A 14,445-nucleotide genomic window follows, 5' to 3' on the forward strand; every position below is an offset into this window, starting at 1 on the left:
CGATGATATCGATGAGTGCCCGGAGACCCCACAAGGAGATACAGTGGACGAAAAGGGCTGTACTAGTGCAGTGTACCTTGACCCGAACGGTATCACCATAAAAGCCGTGGAAGGCGCAAAGCCAGGGGACACGGGGGAGATCAACGGAACAATCTATACCGTGGTGGACCAAGCCGGCCTAAGGACCATGGTCTCCAATGGAGACGATGTCAGTGTGGTCGTGACCACATTGGTCACATTCATGAACGGACTTTTTTATGAGGAATACGGATTCAACCAGGACATTAGCAGTTGGGATGTCAGCAATGTCACCGATATGAGGGCAATGTTCTATGCTGCGGAATCATTCAACCAGGATATCGGTCATTGGGACGTGAGTAGTACCAACAATATGTCATCAATGTTCAATGCTGCTATTTCATTTAATCAGGATATTGGTGATTGGGATGTCGGTAGTGTTATTGATATGAGTCGTATGTTCGAAAAGGCGCAGTCATTCAACCAGGATATTGGTGGTTGGGATGTGAACAAGGTCACAAATATGTTTCTCATGTTTTTTGGAGCGGAAGAGTTCAACCATGAGATCGGTGCTTGGGATGTGAGCAGCGTCACTGATATGTCATCAATGTTCTCTGGCACAACTTCGTTCAACCAGGATATCGGTACTTGGGTTGTGAGCAATGTAACAAAAATGAATGGGATGTTCGTTAACGCTATTTCATTCAATCAGGATATTGGTAATTGGGATGTGAGTAGTGTCGGCAATATGGGATATATGTTTTTTGGTGCAACCTCGTTTAACCAGAGCCTCAGTGGTTGGGATGTGAGCAAAGTAACCAGTATGGGATCTATGTTCTTAGGCGCAACCTCGTTCAACCAGGATATCGGTGGTTGGGATGTGAGCAAGGTGACCAGTATGGGATCTATGTTTTCAGATGCAACCTCGTTCAACCAGGATATCAGTGGTTGGGATGTGAGCAATGTCAAAAATATGTTGTATATGTTCTCTGGCGCAAGCTCGTTCAACCATGGTATCGGTGGCTGGGATGTCAGCAATGTCACCGATATGAGAAATATGTTCCGTCTTGCAGACTCATTCAACCAGGACCTCAGTGGCTGGGACGTGGACAAGGTTATGAAATGTTTGGGTTTTTCCATTGGAGCTGCGAATTGGGCACTGCCCAAGCCAATTTTTACCAATTGCACGCCATAGTCGAAAATCCAAAAAAAAGAATGAGGACACCCCTGAAGTGGGGTGTCTTTTTATGGGATCTTGTTGCAGGCCCATGGACCGAAAGGGAAAACAATTGGACCTTTTGGGCAACATAGATGCCGATAGTGACACGATCTTTTTCCTGAAAACAGGTCCCCTTTCCTAAAGGAACCAGGACACCTATGAAAAAAACGGATGCTAATTGATTTAAAAGAACATATAAATTTAAAAATTCCAATGATTAATAAAACGTTAAAACCTGTTATCTTTTTTACATTGCTGATATTTACTTCTTGTTCAGATGATGATTGTACAGAAGCACCAACGGAGCCTGTGGCTGAGCAATGTGATATCCCAAATGCTAGCTTTGACAATTTTAGCACGATAACAGAGGGGTCTGTTACATATGATTTACCGGACGAATGGACTGAGAGTAATGCTTTGGCATTTTTAAGGGGATCTACCGGAAATGGCTTTTTTAATAAGTATGAAGGTAGTGATGCTTCTAATGGATTAGCTTTAAAATTAAAAAGATCTCACCATCCAGATGGCAATACAATAGAATCTTTTCAGAAAGGCTACATACATTATGCATGTAACCAAATACCAAAGAAATTAAAAGGCAGATATAAGTTTAGGGGAGCAGGTGATTTTGGTACCTATCCAGAAATTACAGATACGTTAAGAGTAGTAGTAAAATTTAGTTCCTCTACTAATCAGGTGTCGATGAGAGAGCTTGAGTTAAGTGATGGACGATCCGAAGAAATGTCAGGAAATGTAAAAATTTTAGATATCACATCTGAAACGGATATTTTTCAAGATTTCGAATTAGATTTTACAGAATTTATAGATCAATCTTCAGACTTGGTATCAATACACCTAATTCTCAAGCAGGGCAGATTCGCCGATGCAGGAATACCTTTAAGTTTTAATTTCGCAAACGCGGTTATAGATGATTTAGAGTTTGAGTATTAAATACCGATATTGTTTGGGACTTATTGTATGATACACTTACTAGGGTTCAATGGTGGTATCAAACCTGTTGAGCAGTGAAGGGAAACTGTCCATCCAAGCATTGGTGCATTGGTGCGCTCTATGGCGTATCTTTTGTCATATAGTTCCTGGTCAAAATATTCATCCCTGTCCACATTGCCGCTTCTTTTGTTGAAGCAGACATTGGCATTGATGTCCCAAAGGGCGAGCGAATGTCCTTGGAATCGAACCCCACATCGGCATTGAGGAAGAGGCCCTCCGTTTTTATGTCCGCCCTGTCAAGAGAGGTGGGGTGACCACCTCGAACTGTACCTCGATGTCAAAAAGGTGATTGTGGTTCTCGGATACCGGTTCCGACATGGCTGAGGCCAGTCCCTGCCTATCTGTAAGGAAGAGGGCATTGGTGGACCTGCCCTTTTTGCAGCCTTGGTATTCCACGGCCTCGACTCCCCTGGTGGCGGATGTGTGGCTGCCGTCAAGATTGACACTGGAGAGGTCGAACATGTCACTGTATGTACCGTTTTAAAATGCCGGTCCAACAATCCAGAAATGTCCCCTAACGACACCATATGCGATAATGGAGGTAGACCAATTGCCAGCTAAGGACCTTTTGGGAGAACAGCGAGCTCGAGGGCAGGTACTCCCATTGCACACCCGTCTTCAACTTGTAGAGTATCGCATTGACAATCTCGTACAAGGGAGCCGTTGGGGCAAAACCCCTTTTCGGTAAAGGTATGTACGGAACTATCTCCATTTCTATGGTATCCTTGTCGAGTAATTTGTACATGGCCTATGGTATTTGCGTGTGGAAACACAAATGTCCGTAACCCTATCTTTCGATCCAAAAAAAGTTTAAATCACTTCATAATGATACCATGAAATTTGTAGCAACCTTTGGGGAGAAAAGACTAACTGAATTTGACTCTGAAAACTCAACAATATTTAAACGTGAAAAATAAAAACGTTTTACAACACTGCTAACCGTTGTTAGATGTAGTTTTTTTATTCGGGTATTCTGTTTTTCAAGTCCATTTGACCGTTTAATATCCTTGTAATTTCAATCGGATAGTCAATTCTTTTTCGATAAAATATTACGTGTCGATTTGCTTTTAATCCGAAAAGTCAGTTTTGATTCCATCATAGTTTTTTCCCAATTCCGGATTATCTGCTATGTCTTGGCAAAAATCAAGAAGCATTTCGTAATATTTGTCAGCTTGATTCTCCGACCAATTTTCGAGCGTGTATTCCCAAATTCCGTTTAAATCCGCTACGGCTTTGTTGGTCAGTTCGTATTTGGCCATTCTTTTTGCGTTTAGCTTTTAATTCCTCAAGATTTTTTTTAGTATCGAAATCGTGAGCAATTCCGCTATCAATTCCTTCTTGAATAGCATTTCTTAACGCAATTACTTTATTTTCCTCATTTTCTAAAAGTCGAAGTCCAGCTCTGATTACTTCGCTTACATTTTTGTATCGTCCAGCAGAAACTTGGGTTTATACAAACTGGTCAAAATAATTTCCGAGCGATATTGATGTATTATTCATTTTTATTAAATATACCAATTTTTGGTAAAAAATCAAATTTGTAGGTTTTAGCTCAATTTACACCCAACATCTATTGTATAATTTGTTTCAATGCATTATACTTTTTATAGATTCTCCTAATAGTTCAGTAGGAATATAAGGATTGTCTATGTTAAACTGAATTTTTTTCTGTAAGCTAAATTCAAAATTGCAAGATTGGTTGCAGAGATTAGACCAAACCAATTAAATCTCATATTTCTAGCGTCATTATTATACATTTTTCTATGAGCCATTAAATTATTATTCATTTCTATATTTAATTGGTCAACGCTTTGATTCTTTACAGCTAAAAGAATATTGCATTTTCAGGGAAGAATACACGTTGCCCGAGCCTTTCCCAATCTGGACTTGGAAAATTTTTATCTTCAAATTTTGGATTCCACCAATTTTAAAGTGGTTTGCATCAAAAAAAAATGAAGTCGATAATCTATTGAATGAGCTACAGGAAAAAGGAATTGTTCCCTCCAAAATATCAATAGGAATTTCAGAATTGTCCTATACGTTGCCCTATTTGGATATCCCACATGGGTCCACCTTTTCTATCACACAAGGTAATGGTAAAGTATTGGAAGTTGAAAGTCGAGATACCATTAATAATGGTACCATTCATATAAACGGATTGAGGTTGCCCAGCTCAAGTTTGCTGTCATTTTCCAATATCTTAGGAGAAGTTGAACAGGTTCAAGGACAGTCCAATCTGTTGAACTTGAACCAACCTCTTGAATACACGTTTAAAAACAAGCGATTATTTAACATAGGGCTGCAAGTTGGGCTTAGTACATTGTTGGTTCTTCTTCTCTTAAACTTTATTTTATTTTCACATTATCGTTCCAAGTCTATGATCACCGAAGACACGATTGCCCCAGAGCAACGGGCCAGTATGATACAGGGTATCCAGAAAAGCGTGGACGCCAAGAAAAATAAGCTTCAGGCTCTTCTGGGATTTTCCCATACCCAGACCACCTATCATCTGGATAGGATCGTGGAAAGCCTCCCCCAAAGTATCCTCTTGGACCTATTGACCTACCAACCATTGGTTCGACCCGTACGGCCGGACAAACCCATTGGCACCGAGACCGACCATATTATGGTTTCGGGCCAGACCAACCACAAGGAGGAGCTTGCCACATAGACGGCCCAGCTTGAATCCATGGACTGGGTAGAACAGGTTGAAATCGAGCATTATGAATATACCGCTCCCACTTTAGACAGCTTTACCTTAAAAATCCTATGTGATGCGACTGGACAATAGAAACAAAATGCTTGTCGGCGGGTTTATCCTTAGCTTGGCAGTAAGCTATCAACTGGCCATCAAAAAGATCTTGGCATTGAGATCGGCCCATTTGAAGAACACCGAGCTTCGTGAGCGGGCGAAGGATATGCCAAGAAAACTTGCAGCGCTCAGACAGCAGGAGATGCAATTGGATGCCCAGTTCAAGAAGTTGTATTTGGAGTCTTCCAATTTTCAGAATGAACTACTCCGGTTTCTCAATGAACAAGGTAGCGGACATTCCGTAAAAATCATGGATTTCAAGGCACTCCATGTGATTATCGAGGGCAATACCACCACAAGGACCTATCAGTTTATCCTAGAAGGTAATTTCACGGACATCCTCAAAGTTGTTCATGCCCTCGAGACCCAAGGCAGTTTTGGTGGTGTCACCCATATGGCCTTTGAAAAACAAAAGGACCCTCGACAAAGAAAAAGTTACCTACAAGCCTCCCTTCATTTACAACAAATTGAATAAGGCCCATCAGCCCCCACATTTCCATGACAAGTGAAACCAAGTTTCACGCCACAGTTACCAAGGTGCTATCCAACCAACAGTTTATAGAGCATTGTAAGACTACTTCTTAAGTACAACCTTTACGATTTTTAAAAATAATTACCGGTAATCCTCCATATGCCCAATGGATGGGGGACGTATATTGACCATTGGGACCTGATAATATTTTCCTTTTATATTTTGTGCTGCTTCCATGGCATATGAACTTCCCAGGTTTCGTTTTTGGTTTCCCCACTTGAACTCACTGCCTCTCCTTTTTTTGTCGGCAAAACAACATCATTCCTTATTGTGGCCGGCATAAAGCCAGACCCAACTTCGGTGGGGTTTCTTCTTTATACGGCCTGCACAAGAAGGGATGATGTACCTCGATAAGCATCAAAAAAAGGTGACAGCGATGGCACTACTGGAAGTAAATCAAATACCACAAACCATGAAATCGTACACATCCCATATCTCGGAAGCAGCACAAAACCATCAAAAAAAGGAAGACGCTCCAGATACCATAAGTAAATCAGTTGCTTACGGCTTTTGTTTTATCACTGCTGGGGATGTGGTTTGGTATTTCACTAATAAGTTCAATTATTTTCTAACCGCCCTATTCGGGCATAAATCTTTTCAATCATGAGCAATTTCAGAAATCATGTACAGTTAATCGGAAATGTGGGGGAAGACCCCAAGATCACCCTCCTCGATGGAGGCCGTAAAGTGGCCCGTTTTCCCATGGCCACCAATGAGTACTACACCAACAACCAAGGGGAAAAAATCCAGAACACCGACTGGCACCAGGTCGTGGCCTGGGGCAAGACTGCCGATATCCTCGAAAAGTACACCGCCAAGGGCAGCGAGATCGGCGTGCAAGGGAAGATCAAGACCCGTTCCTATACCACAGAGGACGGCAACCAGCGCTATGTGACCGAAATCGTGGCCGATGAAGTGCTGCTATTGGGCTCCAAGGCTGCCCAAGAGGCCGGCGAACCAAAGACCCCTAGGTCCAAGACCTCCAAAAAGACATCCGCCAAAAAGGATGCCTAGCAACCATGGGGTGCCTCCTAGGGCATCCCTTCCTTTCTTTTTTGTTCAATTCAAATTCAATTCCCATGGAAACAAACATCCATCAACTCAAAGAACAGCTAAGCCAGTTTTGCGGTTCACAACAGATTTTTACCCTTCCCCTCTGCCGGACACGGTACACCGAGGGCATCCAATACCTCGCCCAGACCGCCAGCGCCTTTTGGCTGCTGACAGATGTCTCCGTAATGGGCAAGAGCCTTAGGGACAAAAGCCGATTTATCACTATCGACTTTAGACGCTATACCCCATCCGAAGTGGAGACCCACGGCTATGATGCCGCGATCACCTATACCGATGGCAATGGTAACATACTTGCCCTACAGCAATACCATTTCACGGATTTTCCCTTGGAACAGATCCGTCTCTTTTTTGTGGACAATACCCTCCTATTGCCTTCCGAATACTAAAATGGTCGAGGGGATGCACCAATAACCCCTAGTACATCCCCTCTATCATTTCTCCAACCCTTTAATTCTAGAAAAATGACTTTTAAAGTTAATGAAATAAAAATCAGTTACCGAGAACATGTGGATGTGGCCAACGCTCCACAACTGACCTCCTCCCGGGATGTGGCCCACATATTGCGCGCCAACTGGGACCCCGATACCCTGGCCCTCAAAGAGTCCTTTAAAATTCTATTGCTCAATAATGCCAATCGGGTCAAAGGTACCTATCAAGTCTCCGATGGAGGCATCACGGGTACCATTGTAGATCTACGCATTCTCTTTGGTGTGGTGCTCAAGACTCTGAGCGTGGCCATTATCTTGGCCCATAACCACCCCTCGGGCAACCTTAAACCCAGCCAAGCGGATAAACAGTTGACACAGAAAATCCGTCAGGCTGCCCGACTCTTTGACATCAAAGTCCTCGACCACCTCATCATCGTGCCCAACGGGGACTACTTCAGTTTTGCGGATAACGGCCTACTTTGAATTGTCCATTAACCCATACCCATCAAATCAGCTGCAAAAATTGTGAGCCATCCCATCGGGGTGGCTTTTTTTGGTCCATGAATTAGTATTTATCACTCGCATTCAACTTGTTTTTGTAGTGCCTCTTCTCTGAGTTTTTCAAATTCTGCCGATGGTTTGGTGAGATGGGATACCTACCTAAATCATCCCTTTCATTTTTAAAGAAATCCACCATATTCCGCTATTTGTTGCAAACTCCATAATTCCATACGCTTCCGCTTCTTAAAATTTTGTCCGCTTTTCGTTCAATGGCATACACAAAATACCTTGAACCAGGCGATGCATTTTATGCTGTGCACAATAAGGAAGAGCAAGAGGGCAACACGGCCAGCCGGTGTTGCATGTATTCATTTTCAAATAACCCACTGTTTTACAGTGGGTTATTGTTCAAAAAGTCTTTATACAAAGGGCTTTGAAGGCCCCAATTTGCGGCAATTGCCCCACAAACCCCTATAAACAGGCACGGATTTGCGGCAAATCCAAATCAAAAACAACTATGGGAACTGATAGTTTTAGTAACATACGCTTCAAGAAAGACACCGCCAAACGGTTCCAGTCCTTCTCGCGTATGTACTACAAGACCCATACCCTGGCACTAGCTGGGATGCTCGATTTCTTCAAGTACAATGAAATCTCCCCTCACGAAAGCTTAGGCAAGCGCATGGGGCTGATCATGGATTTCCTCCAAAAGTTCCGCGACTTTACTGCCAAACGCAACAATGCCACCATCGCCATCATCAAGGACCTCGAAAAGCATGGGGTGCTCCCTACCAAGGCCATGATGGAACTCCTCTTTGAAGGGGATGCTACATCAACTACGAAAAAGAGCAAGGGTGGAGAAATTGAGGAACTGGTCATCCCCGAAATCCAAGGCATGGACCTCGATACCGAATTTGCCCTGCTCGAGGAGCGTAAACAGCGCCAACTACTCGAACAGGAATTGGCCCAGCTTAAAACAATGATCAACGAACAGCTCCTTAATCGGGTCAAGGTCATTCGTCCGGCACTCGGTACTCCCCGCCTTCAATTGGAGATGACCCTATCCGAATGGAAAGACTTTCAAGAACATTTTAAAACACCATAGCTATGTACATCACCATTGCACGACAACATCTCGGGGAAACCTTTTCCCAAAGTGCTGCAGATTTCGTGGACTATCTGGAAAAGGAAAACAAAGCACTCGCTCCCGAACAGCAGGAACCCTTTTTCAACCAACAACAAGACCATATCGATCCCAAGACCGTGGTCCAGGAAATCGACGCCAATACGGACCGACTCAAACAAAGCGAGCCAAAGTTCTATTCCCTGACCATCAATCCCAGTCAGCGGGAACTGGCCGCCATCCAAAATGACCCCGAAAAGCTAAAAGCCTATGTTCAGGAGGTGATGAAGGATTATGCAGCTTCCTTCTACCGTAAGGAACCCGTTCAAGTGGAACAGCTGAAGTATTTTGCAAAGATCGAAAAGGAACGGACCTATTCCGGACGGGACCGAGAGATTCGGGAAAACCGTCCCTATCGCGCGCAGATCGCCAAACTCCAGAACGACCTGGCCAAGGTCAACCGTGGGGCACTTCAAGGGAATCCCAAACACATCCAACGGGATATTGACCGACTTTACAAACGGATGCCCCATAAATTGGATGGAAAGCCCATCACAGCCGGGATGCAAAAACCGGGTTCCCAAACCCATGTGCATATCGTGATGAGCCGTAAGGATGTCACCAACACCTACAGTCTATCCCCCGGGAGCAGCTATCGGGAATCGGAGGCCAAACTCCATGGCCAGACAGTGAAACGGGGATTCCGAAGGGATGAGTTTTTCGAAAAGGCCGAAAAAACCTTTGACCGGATGTTCAAATACAACCGGAACTATGTGGAATCCTACAATGCCCGGAAGACCCTGGACAAAGACCCGAAGGCCTATTTTTCCAAAATCATGGGATTGCCCGCCTCTAAGCGGGCCATGGCCCTCAAACTATTGTCCAAGACTGGAGCAAAAATACCGCTGCCCAACATTCCAACCAGTAAGGTGGCCGTGGCCCGAAAAACCATCGCCCGTTTGCAAAAGGCCGCCGCCCTCGCCCGAAAGGCCAGTTCTATTGAAATCTGACCACTATGGCAATGGAATTCCTTGACCATCTTGAAACCTTTTTCACCGACTTTTGGTGGCTACTTTACCTTCCATTGGGATTGGGCATGCTATTGTTCCAATATGTTCAACGATGGGGGGTGCTGATAGTTTCCGGACTGTTTGTTTTAGATGGTGGCCTATTTGTTTACTTTTTGGGTTGGAACATTATAGGGCCTTTATTATTGTATGGCCTGCTGCCTTCCCACTTCTTGAATATGCTTATCGGATTGTTGATTTATATACGTAAGGACGAAGCCACCATACCCCCGAAATACCAAGCTCGGCTTCCTCTACGAAGCGGTAACCTTAAACTTAAAAACATCCGGCGGGGGATTTCCATCATCGGCTCTGCAGGAAGTGGAAAAACAGAATCCGTGGTATATGCGTTATTGCAACACTTTCAGAAACATGGCTTTTGCGGGGTTATCCACGATTACAAACATTTTGAAATTACAGAGCTGGCCTATCCCCTTTTCCATGAACAAGGGATTCCATTCCATATCGTATCTTTTGATATCATCCATAAACGGGTCAATCCCATTGCGCCCCGATACCTGCCCGATGAGGAAAGTGTGAACGAAGTTTCCCGGGTCCTGCTGGAAAACCTGCTGGAACAAAGGGAGTCCGTGGCCCAGGGTTCCTCCAAATTCTTCAACGATGCCGTCGAGGGACTGTTGGGCGGGTTGATCTGGATGCTTCGCAGCCATCACCCAAAATACTGCACCCTCCCCCACCTGATTGCAGTGTACCAACTATTGGAACCGGACCATCTGATTCAATGGCTGAGTCAAGATATTGTTGCCAAGGCCATGGCCGATGCCTTTATCGCAGGTAGGGCCTCCGAACGCCAGACCGCAGGGGTGCTGTCCACACTCGCCAATGCCTTAAAAAAGATATCGACCCAACGGATATTTATGGCGCTATCCGCCGATCAAGTGGACCTCGATATCAATAATCCCGACCACCCTGCTGTACTCTCCATCGTCAACCATCCCAAATTTGAAACCGCCTATTCCCCCATCATCGCTACTATTTTGCATACCGTCATCAAACAAATGAGCCTTCGGGGGCAACGTTCGTCTTTCGTATTGATGGAAGAGGCCCCGACCATTCGTCTGCTCAACATGCACCGTATCCCGGCCACGCTTCGGAGTTATGACATCACTACGGTCTATGTGATGCAGGACAAGGCCCAGAACGATATGATGTACGGCGATAAGGCCAGCAGGGCCATACTCTCCAATCTATCCTATCAGTTTTTTGGGAAGGCCAATGACCCTGATACCGCTTACTATTATGAACGCTTTTTCGAACTGGTCAAAAAGCCTATACGGAGCGTGAGCAAGAAAACGGATTTTATGGCTTCCGATACTCGGATCACCAACATCGAACGGGAAGTGGGCAAAGTGCGGTCCGAGGAGTTCTTTCGGTTGCGGCAGGGGGAGTTTATTGCCTTTTCAGATGGGAAGGATAGAAAGGTGTTGTTTCCGGTGCCTAAGGCCATTAGAGATTTGCCAAAGCCCACATACCCTCCAAACAGCCCTGAAATAGCCGCGAATTTTCAGCGGATACATTTGGAGGTGAAGGGACTGTTTCAAAAACAATGAACCATAAGGATCCTTATTTCTTTACGAAAGCACAAATGGTCTTTAGTAAAACCAAAAAATTAGCCAAGGTCAAACAAAAGAACTTTGATGCTGTTTTTTACCCAGATGGTCATGGCCCTTTATGGGATTTGTCCACAGATAAAAAATCAATAAAACTGATTGAATCCTGTTATAAAAACAATAAGCCAATTGCATTTGTATGTCATGCACCTGCGGCACTAAAAAACGTAAAAAATGAAAGCGGTCAACCGCTTGTAAAGGGTAAAAAAGTGACAGGGTTTACCAATGGAGAGGAAGCTGCAGTGCAGCTAACAAATGTAGTGCCATTTTTAATTGAGGATATGTTGAAGGAGAATCGAGCCCTTTATAAAAAGGGAGCGGACTAGTCTTCTTTTGCAATAGGAGATGGCTTGCTGATATCAGGACAAAATCATCAATCGGAAAAACTGGTTAGTGAATTATTCGCAGATAAATTAAAATAACAATAACCATGTATGACAAACTTTCAAATGAGATAAAAACTGTAGTATCCCATTACTTTCAGGGCATATATAATGGAGATATTGATAAGTTAAAAAATGTTTTCCATCTACAGACTTTGCTGTTTGGAGATATCAAAGGAGAGCCTTATTTCAAAACAGTAACCGATTATATCGAGGGAGTGAAAAGCAGAAAAAGCCCAGCTGATTTAGGAGAAGAGTTTAAAATGGAAATTCCATCAATAGAGATCATGGGCGATATGGCAACTGTTAAGGCTCATGTGCCCATGTTGGGCTTTAACTACCACGACTTTTTATCTCTAAGTTTGGTACCTGGGGAATGGAAAATTGTAAATAAGTTGTTTACTCATGTGTAATAAAACACCTGCAACCGAACTTCTTAAGATCAAGTATCCAATTGTTCAAGGACCATTTGGCGGAAGAAAAATTTCCGCCAAATTGGTTTCCACTGTTTCGAACTTGGGTGGAATGGGGTCCTTTGGGTTAAACTCATACGCACCGGAAGATATTTTAAGAATTGACAAGGAGATAAAGAACCTGACTAAAAAGCCTTATGCGCTCAATCTATGGGTGCCATTGAATGATGATCCCCTAGATCATTACAAAGAGGAGGATTTTGAAGTATTGAGAAAAGTATTCAAACCGTATTTCGAAGAATTGCAAGCTCCCATTCCCGATTTTCCAAACAAAGGAATGCAAAATTTTGAATTACAGATGGAAGCTATCTCTGAAGCCAAACCTCCAGTGGCAAGCTTCATTTATGACATACCCGCGAGAGAAATAATTGATGAATTGAGAAAAAGAGGGATTCTCAGTATGGCCACCTCAACTATAGTGGAAGAAGCTATCATGATAGAAGAGGGAGGTGTGGACTTGGTAGTAGCTTCAGGCGCGGCTGCGGGAGGACATCGAGCTTCCTTTTTAAGGCCCCCAGAGGAATCGTTGATCAACACACATCTTTTGACTCGTCAGATTGTTGAAGAAATTAGTATCCCAGTGATTGCTGCTCGAGGTATTTCCAATGGCAAAGACATTGCCGACATCCTAAAGATAGGAGCGGCAGCAGTTCAAATGGGGACTGCTTTCTAGGCTACCAATGAATCCAATGCAACCGAGATGCATAAATCCAAGCTGCTCTTCACACGACCCATAAAAACAGACCTCACAAAGGTCTATACAGGAAGGTTAGCTAGGGTACTATCAAATCCTCTTATTGATAGTTTTAAAGATTCAACCAACGATAATTTTGCTTCATACCCTATTCAAAGTAACTTTTTGTAATCTTTTAGAAGCGCTTGTATGGAACAAAAAAGAATGGATTACTTGGCTTTTTGATCTGGTCAACCTTCCACAATACTAAAGCACAGGTCTCCTGAAAAGTTATTCGTCTCTTTATTGAAAGAGGCTTCAAAAGTTGAAGCTATGAATTAACTTTCGACCAGGCCAGTCCTAATTCGCTTGAAGACGTAAAGATTCTAAACTTCAACTTAATTGTTCAAGTTAAAATCAATTAATATGGAACTATGGATATCTTTGTTGTTTTCAACGGTCAAAAGTTTTGTCCTTGATGTTCCTATAACTGCAATATTCTTGAAACCTGTAGGGAATCACTTATTGACTTCATTGTCTTAATCATCCCCCTCAGAAGCTTCCAATGGTTTTAGGATAGCGAACATAGCTGTACCGACCATGGTCAATGCAATACTCATCATAATGGGACGAAGGCCTTCCATACCATAGTTGAATATCAACATCTTTCCGAAATAGTACAGACTAATGCCAATACTGAGATATACAAAAAGGGGTGAGGCCTTGGAAAGAAAATAAATCAATTTCAACCTTTCCTCCCCTGAGCTTTTTCCCATTTTCCCCAACAATGAAATCAATGTATAGGCCAGATAGCCGTTGACACCGACAAATACGGCCATTTTCAGCAATTGGGGACCAAAACCTCCATCCCAATCAATCAGGGACTTGATGAGAAAAGCCAAAAACAACAAAACGGCAATACCGATGGCACTAGGAGAAACAAAACCAAATATGGTAGCATCGGCCCTATCGACATTTCGCCCAGGACTGGCATCATCAAGCATCCGTCTGCTAATGATTACAGGCAATACCTGTAAAAGAAAATATAAACCAATGGTCAGCAAGGTCATTCGCACCGACAAAGAATCTGATACCGACAGTACTAAGGCCATAACCAAAAATCCGACCCACAAATTCATCTTGTTCAACAAAAGAAACTTTCGTATCAAGACCTTATGATCTTGTGACAATCTCCCATTCCTTTCAAGTGCCATAACCAGGCGTTTGGGAAAAAAGTGCGACAGCAAGAGAATTTGTATTACGAATAGTGGTGCAAAAGCGAGGGTATAGTAATCGATCATATATAAAGCTTTATGGATTCCAAGAAATTATTGACTACAGATTTTGATTCTTCATTGATCTTCCAACGCCAAATGGGCAAGACCATGGTTAGAGCAAAAGCATCCTGACGGGTCCCAAAACTATTGGACAAAACAACGCTAATTACCTGATGGTCAAAAAATAGAGCAAAAAAGGTACTTGTTCCAGGTTGGGCTCCAC

The 14,445-nt window shown here is 43.4% G+C and carries 17 protein-coding genes and 2 pseudogenes; 14 read left to right on the top strand and 5 right to left on the bottom strand.

Going from position 1 to position 14,445, the window contains the following annotated elements:
• Both D2V08_RS01700 and D2V08_RS01705 read left to right on the top strand, forming a co-directional pair.
• Positions 1–1,213, top strand: a 1,213-nt coding sequence (locus tag D2V08_RS01700; protein ID WP_119606398.1) for a BspA family leucine-rich repeat surface protein, incomplete at its 5' end; no start/stop codon positions are given.
• Between the two features lie 195 nt (positions 1,214–1,408).
• The gene (locus D2V08_RS01705) at positions 1,409–2,188 is read left to right on the top strand and encodes a hypothetical protein (protein ID WP_147374047.1); all 780 of its coding nucleotides are present in this window, start codon (positions 1,409–1,411) and stop codon (positions 2,186–2,188) included.
• 574 nt (positions 2,189–2,762) lie between these two features.
• On the opposite strand, the gene D2V08_RS17540 is transcribed toward D2V08_RS01705, so the two are convergent.
• From D2V08_RS17540 to D2V08_RS01720, 3 genes and pseudogenes are all read right to left on the bottom strand, one after another.
• On the bottom strand, positions 2,763–2,993 hold the full coding sequence (locus D2V08_RS17540) for a transposase (RefSeq protein WP_245980468.1): 231 nt from the start codon (positions 2,991–2,993) through the stop codon (positions 2,763–2,765).
• Between the two features lie 215 nt (positions 2,994–3,208).
• Positions 3,209–3,507 (bottom strand): annotated as a pseudogene (locus D2V08_RS01715) (type II toxin-antitoxin system RelE/ParE family toxin).
• Positions 3,503–3,748: pseudogene (locus tag D2V08_RS01720) on the bottom strand (type II toxin-antitoxin system ParD family antitoxin); the annotation flags it as partial. The pseudogenes D2V08_RS01715 and D2V08_RS01720, both read right to left, overlap by 5 nt.
• Before the next feature lie 469 nt (positions 3,749–4,217).
• Here D2V08_RS01720 and D2V08_RS01725 point away from each other — a divergent pair.
• From D2V08_RS01725 to D2V08_RS01780, 12 genes are all read left to right on the top strand, one after another.
• Positions 4,218–4,919, top strand: a complete 702-nt coding sequence (locus tag D2V08_RS01725) for a hypothetical protein (protein WP_147374048.1) — start codon at positions 4,218–4,220, stop codon at positions 4,917–4,919.
• 103 nt (positions 4,920–5,022) lie between these two features.
• A complete protein-coding gene (locus D2V08_RS01730) occupies positions 5,023–5,535 on the top strand; it encodes a hypothetical protein (RefSeq protein ID WP_119606401.1) in 513 nt (170 codons plus the stop codon).
• 433 nt (positions 5,536–5,968) lie between these two features.
• Positions 5,969–6,199 carry a hypothetical protein gene (locus tag D2V08_RS01735; protein WP_147374049.1) on the top strand — a complete coding sequence of 77 codons (231 nt, stop codon included), beginning with the start codon at positions 5,969–5,971 and terminating at the stop codon, positions 6,197–6,199.
• On the top strand, positions 6,196–6,606 hold the full coding sequence (locus tag D2V08_RS01740; RefSeq protein WP_119606403.1) for a single-stranded DNA-binding protein: 411 nt from the start codon (positions 6,196–6,198) through the stop codon (positions 6,604–6,606). The genes D2V08_RS01735 and D2V08_RS01740 overlap by 4 nt, the downstream gene beginning before the upstream one ends.
• A 65-nt stretch (positions 6,607–6,671) precedes the next feature.
• On the top strand, positions 6,672–7,052 hold the full coding sequence (locus D2V08_RS01745; protein WP_119606404.1) for a DUF6876 family protein: 381 nt from the start codon (positions 6,672–6,674) through the stop codon (positions 7,050–7,052).
• 75 nt (positions 7,053–7,127) lie between these two features.
• Positions 7,128–7,577 (top strand): JAB domain-containing protein, encoded by a 450-nt coding sequence (locus D2V08_RS01750; RefSeq protein WP_119606405.1) that lies wholly within the window; start codon positions 7,128–7,130, stop codon positions 7,575–7,577.
• Positions 7,578–8,112: 535 nt separating this feature from the next.
• Positions 8,113–8,700 carry a BfmA/BtgA family mobilization protein gene (locus tag D2V08_RS01755; protein ID WP_182835463.1) on the top strand — a complete coding sequence of 196 codons (588 nt, stop codon included), beginning with the start codon at positions 8,113–8,115 and terminating at the stop codon, positions 8,698–8,700.
• A 2-nt stretch (positions 8,701–8,702) separates the two neighbouring features.
• Positions 8,703–9,728 (top strand): MobB family relaxase, encoded by a 1,026-nt coding sequence (gene mobB, locus D2V08_RS01760; protein ID WP_119606406.1) that lies wholly within the window; start codon positions 8,703–8,705, stop codon positions 9,726–9,728.
• 11 nt (positions 9,729–9,739) lie between these two features.
• Positions 9,740–11,356, top strand: coding sequence for a type IV secretory system conjugative DNA transfer family protein (locus D2V08_RS01765; protein WP_439108266.1), 1,617 nt, complete (start codon positions 9,740–9,742; stop codon positions 11,354–11,356).
• Positions 11,353–11,742, top strand: a complete 390-nt coding sequence (locus D2V08_RS01770) for a type 1 glutamine amidotransferase domain-containing protein (RefSeq protein ID WP_313790095.1) — start codon at positions 11,353–11,355, stop codon at positions 11,740–11,742. Before D2V08_RS01765 ends, D2V08_RS01770 begins: the two co-directional genes overlap by 4 nt.
• Before the next feature lie 104 nt (positions 11,743–11,846).
• Positions 11,847–12,212 (top strand): nuclear transport factor 2 family protein, encoded by a 366-nt coding sequence (locus D2V08_RS01775; RefSeq protein WP_119606408.1) that lies wholly within the window; start codon positions 11,847–11,849, stop codon positions 12,210–12,212.
• Positions 12,205–12,945 (top strand): nitronate monooxygenase, encoded by a 741-nt coding sequence (locus tag D2V08_RS01780; protein ID WP_220473374.1) that lies wholly within the window; start codon positions 12,205–12,207, stop codon positions 12,943–12,945. Before D2V08_RS01775 ends, D2V08_RS01780 begins: the two co-directional genes overlap by 8 nt.
• 539 nt (positions 12,946–13,484) lie before the next feature.
• On the opposite strand, the gene D2V08_RS01785 is transcribed toward D2V08_RS01780, so the two are convergent.
• Both D2V08_RS01785 and D2V08_RS17475 read right to left on the bottom strand, forming a co-directional pair.
• Complete coding sequence (locus D2V08_RS01785; RefSeq protein WP_147374050.1) at positions 13,485–14,159, bottom strand: hypothetical protein; 675 nt, start codon at positions 14,157–14,159, stop codon at positions 13,485–13,487.
• Between the two features lie 83 nt (positions 14,160–14,242).
• Positions 14,243–14,445 (bottom strand): hypothetical protein (locus D2V08_RS17475; protein ID WP_220473375.1); only part of this gene is annotated, 203 nt, incomplete at its 5' end.

Source organism: Flagellimonas lutimaris (assembly GCF_003581615.1).
GTDB classification, from domain to species: Bacteria; Bacteroidota; Bacteroidia; order Flavobacteriales; family Flavobacteriaceae; genus Flagellimonas; species Flagellimonas lutimaris.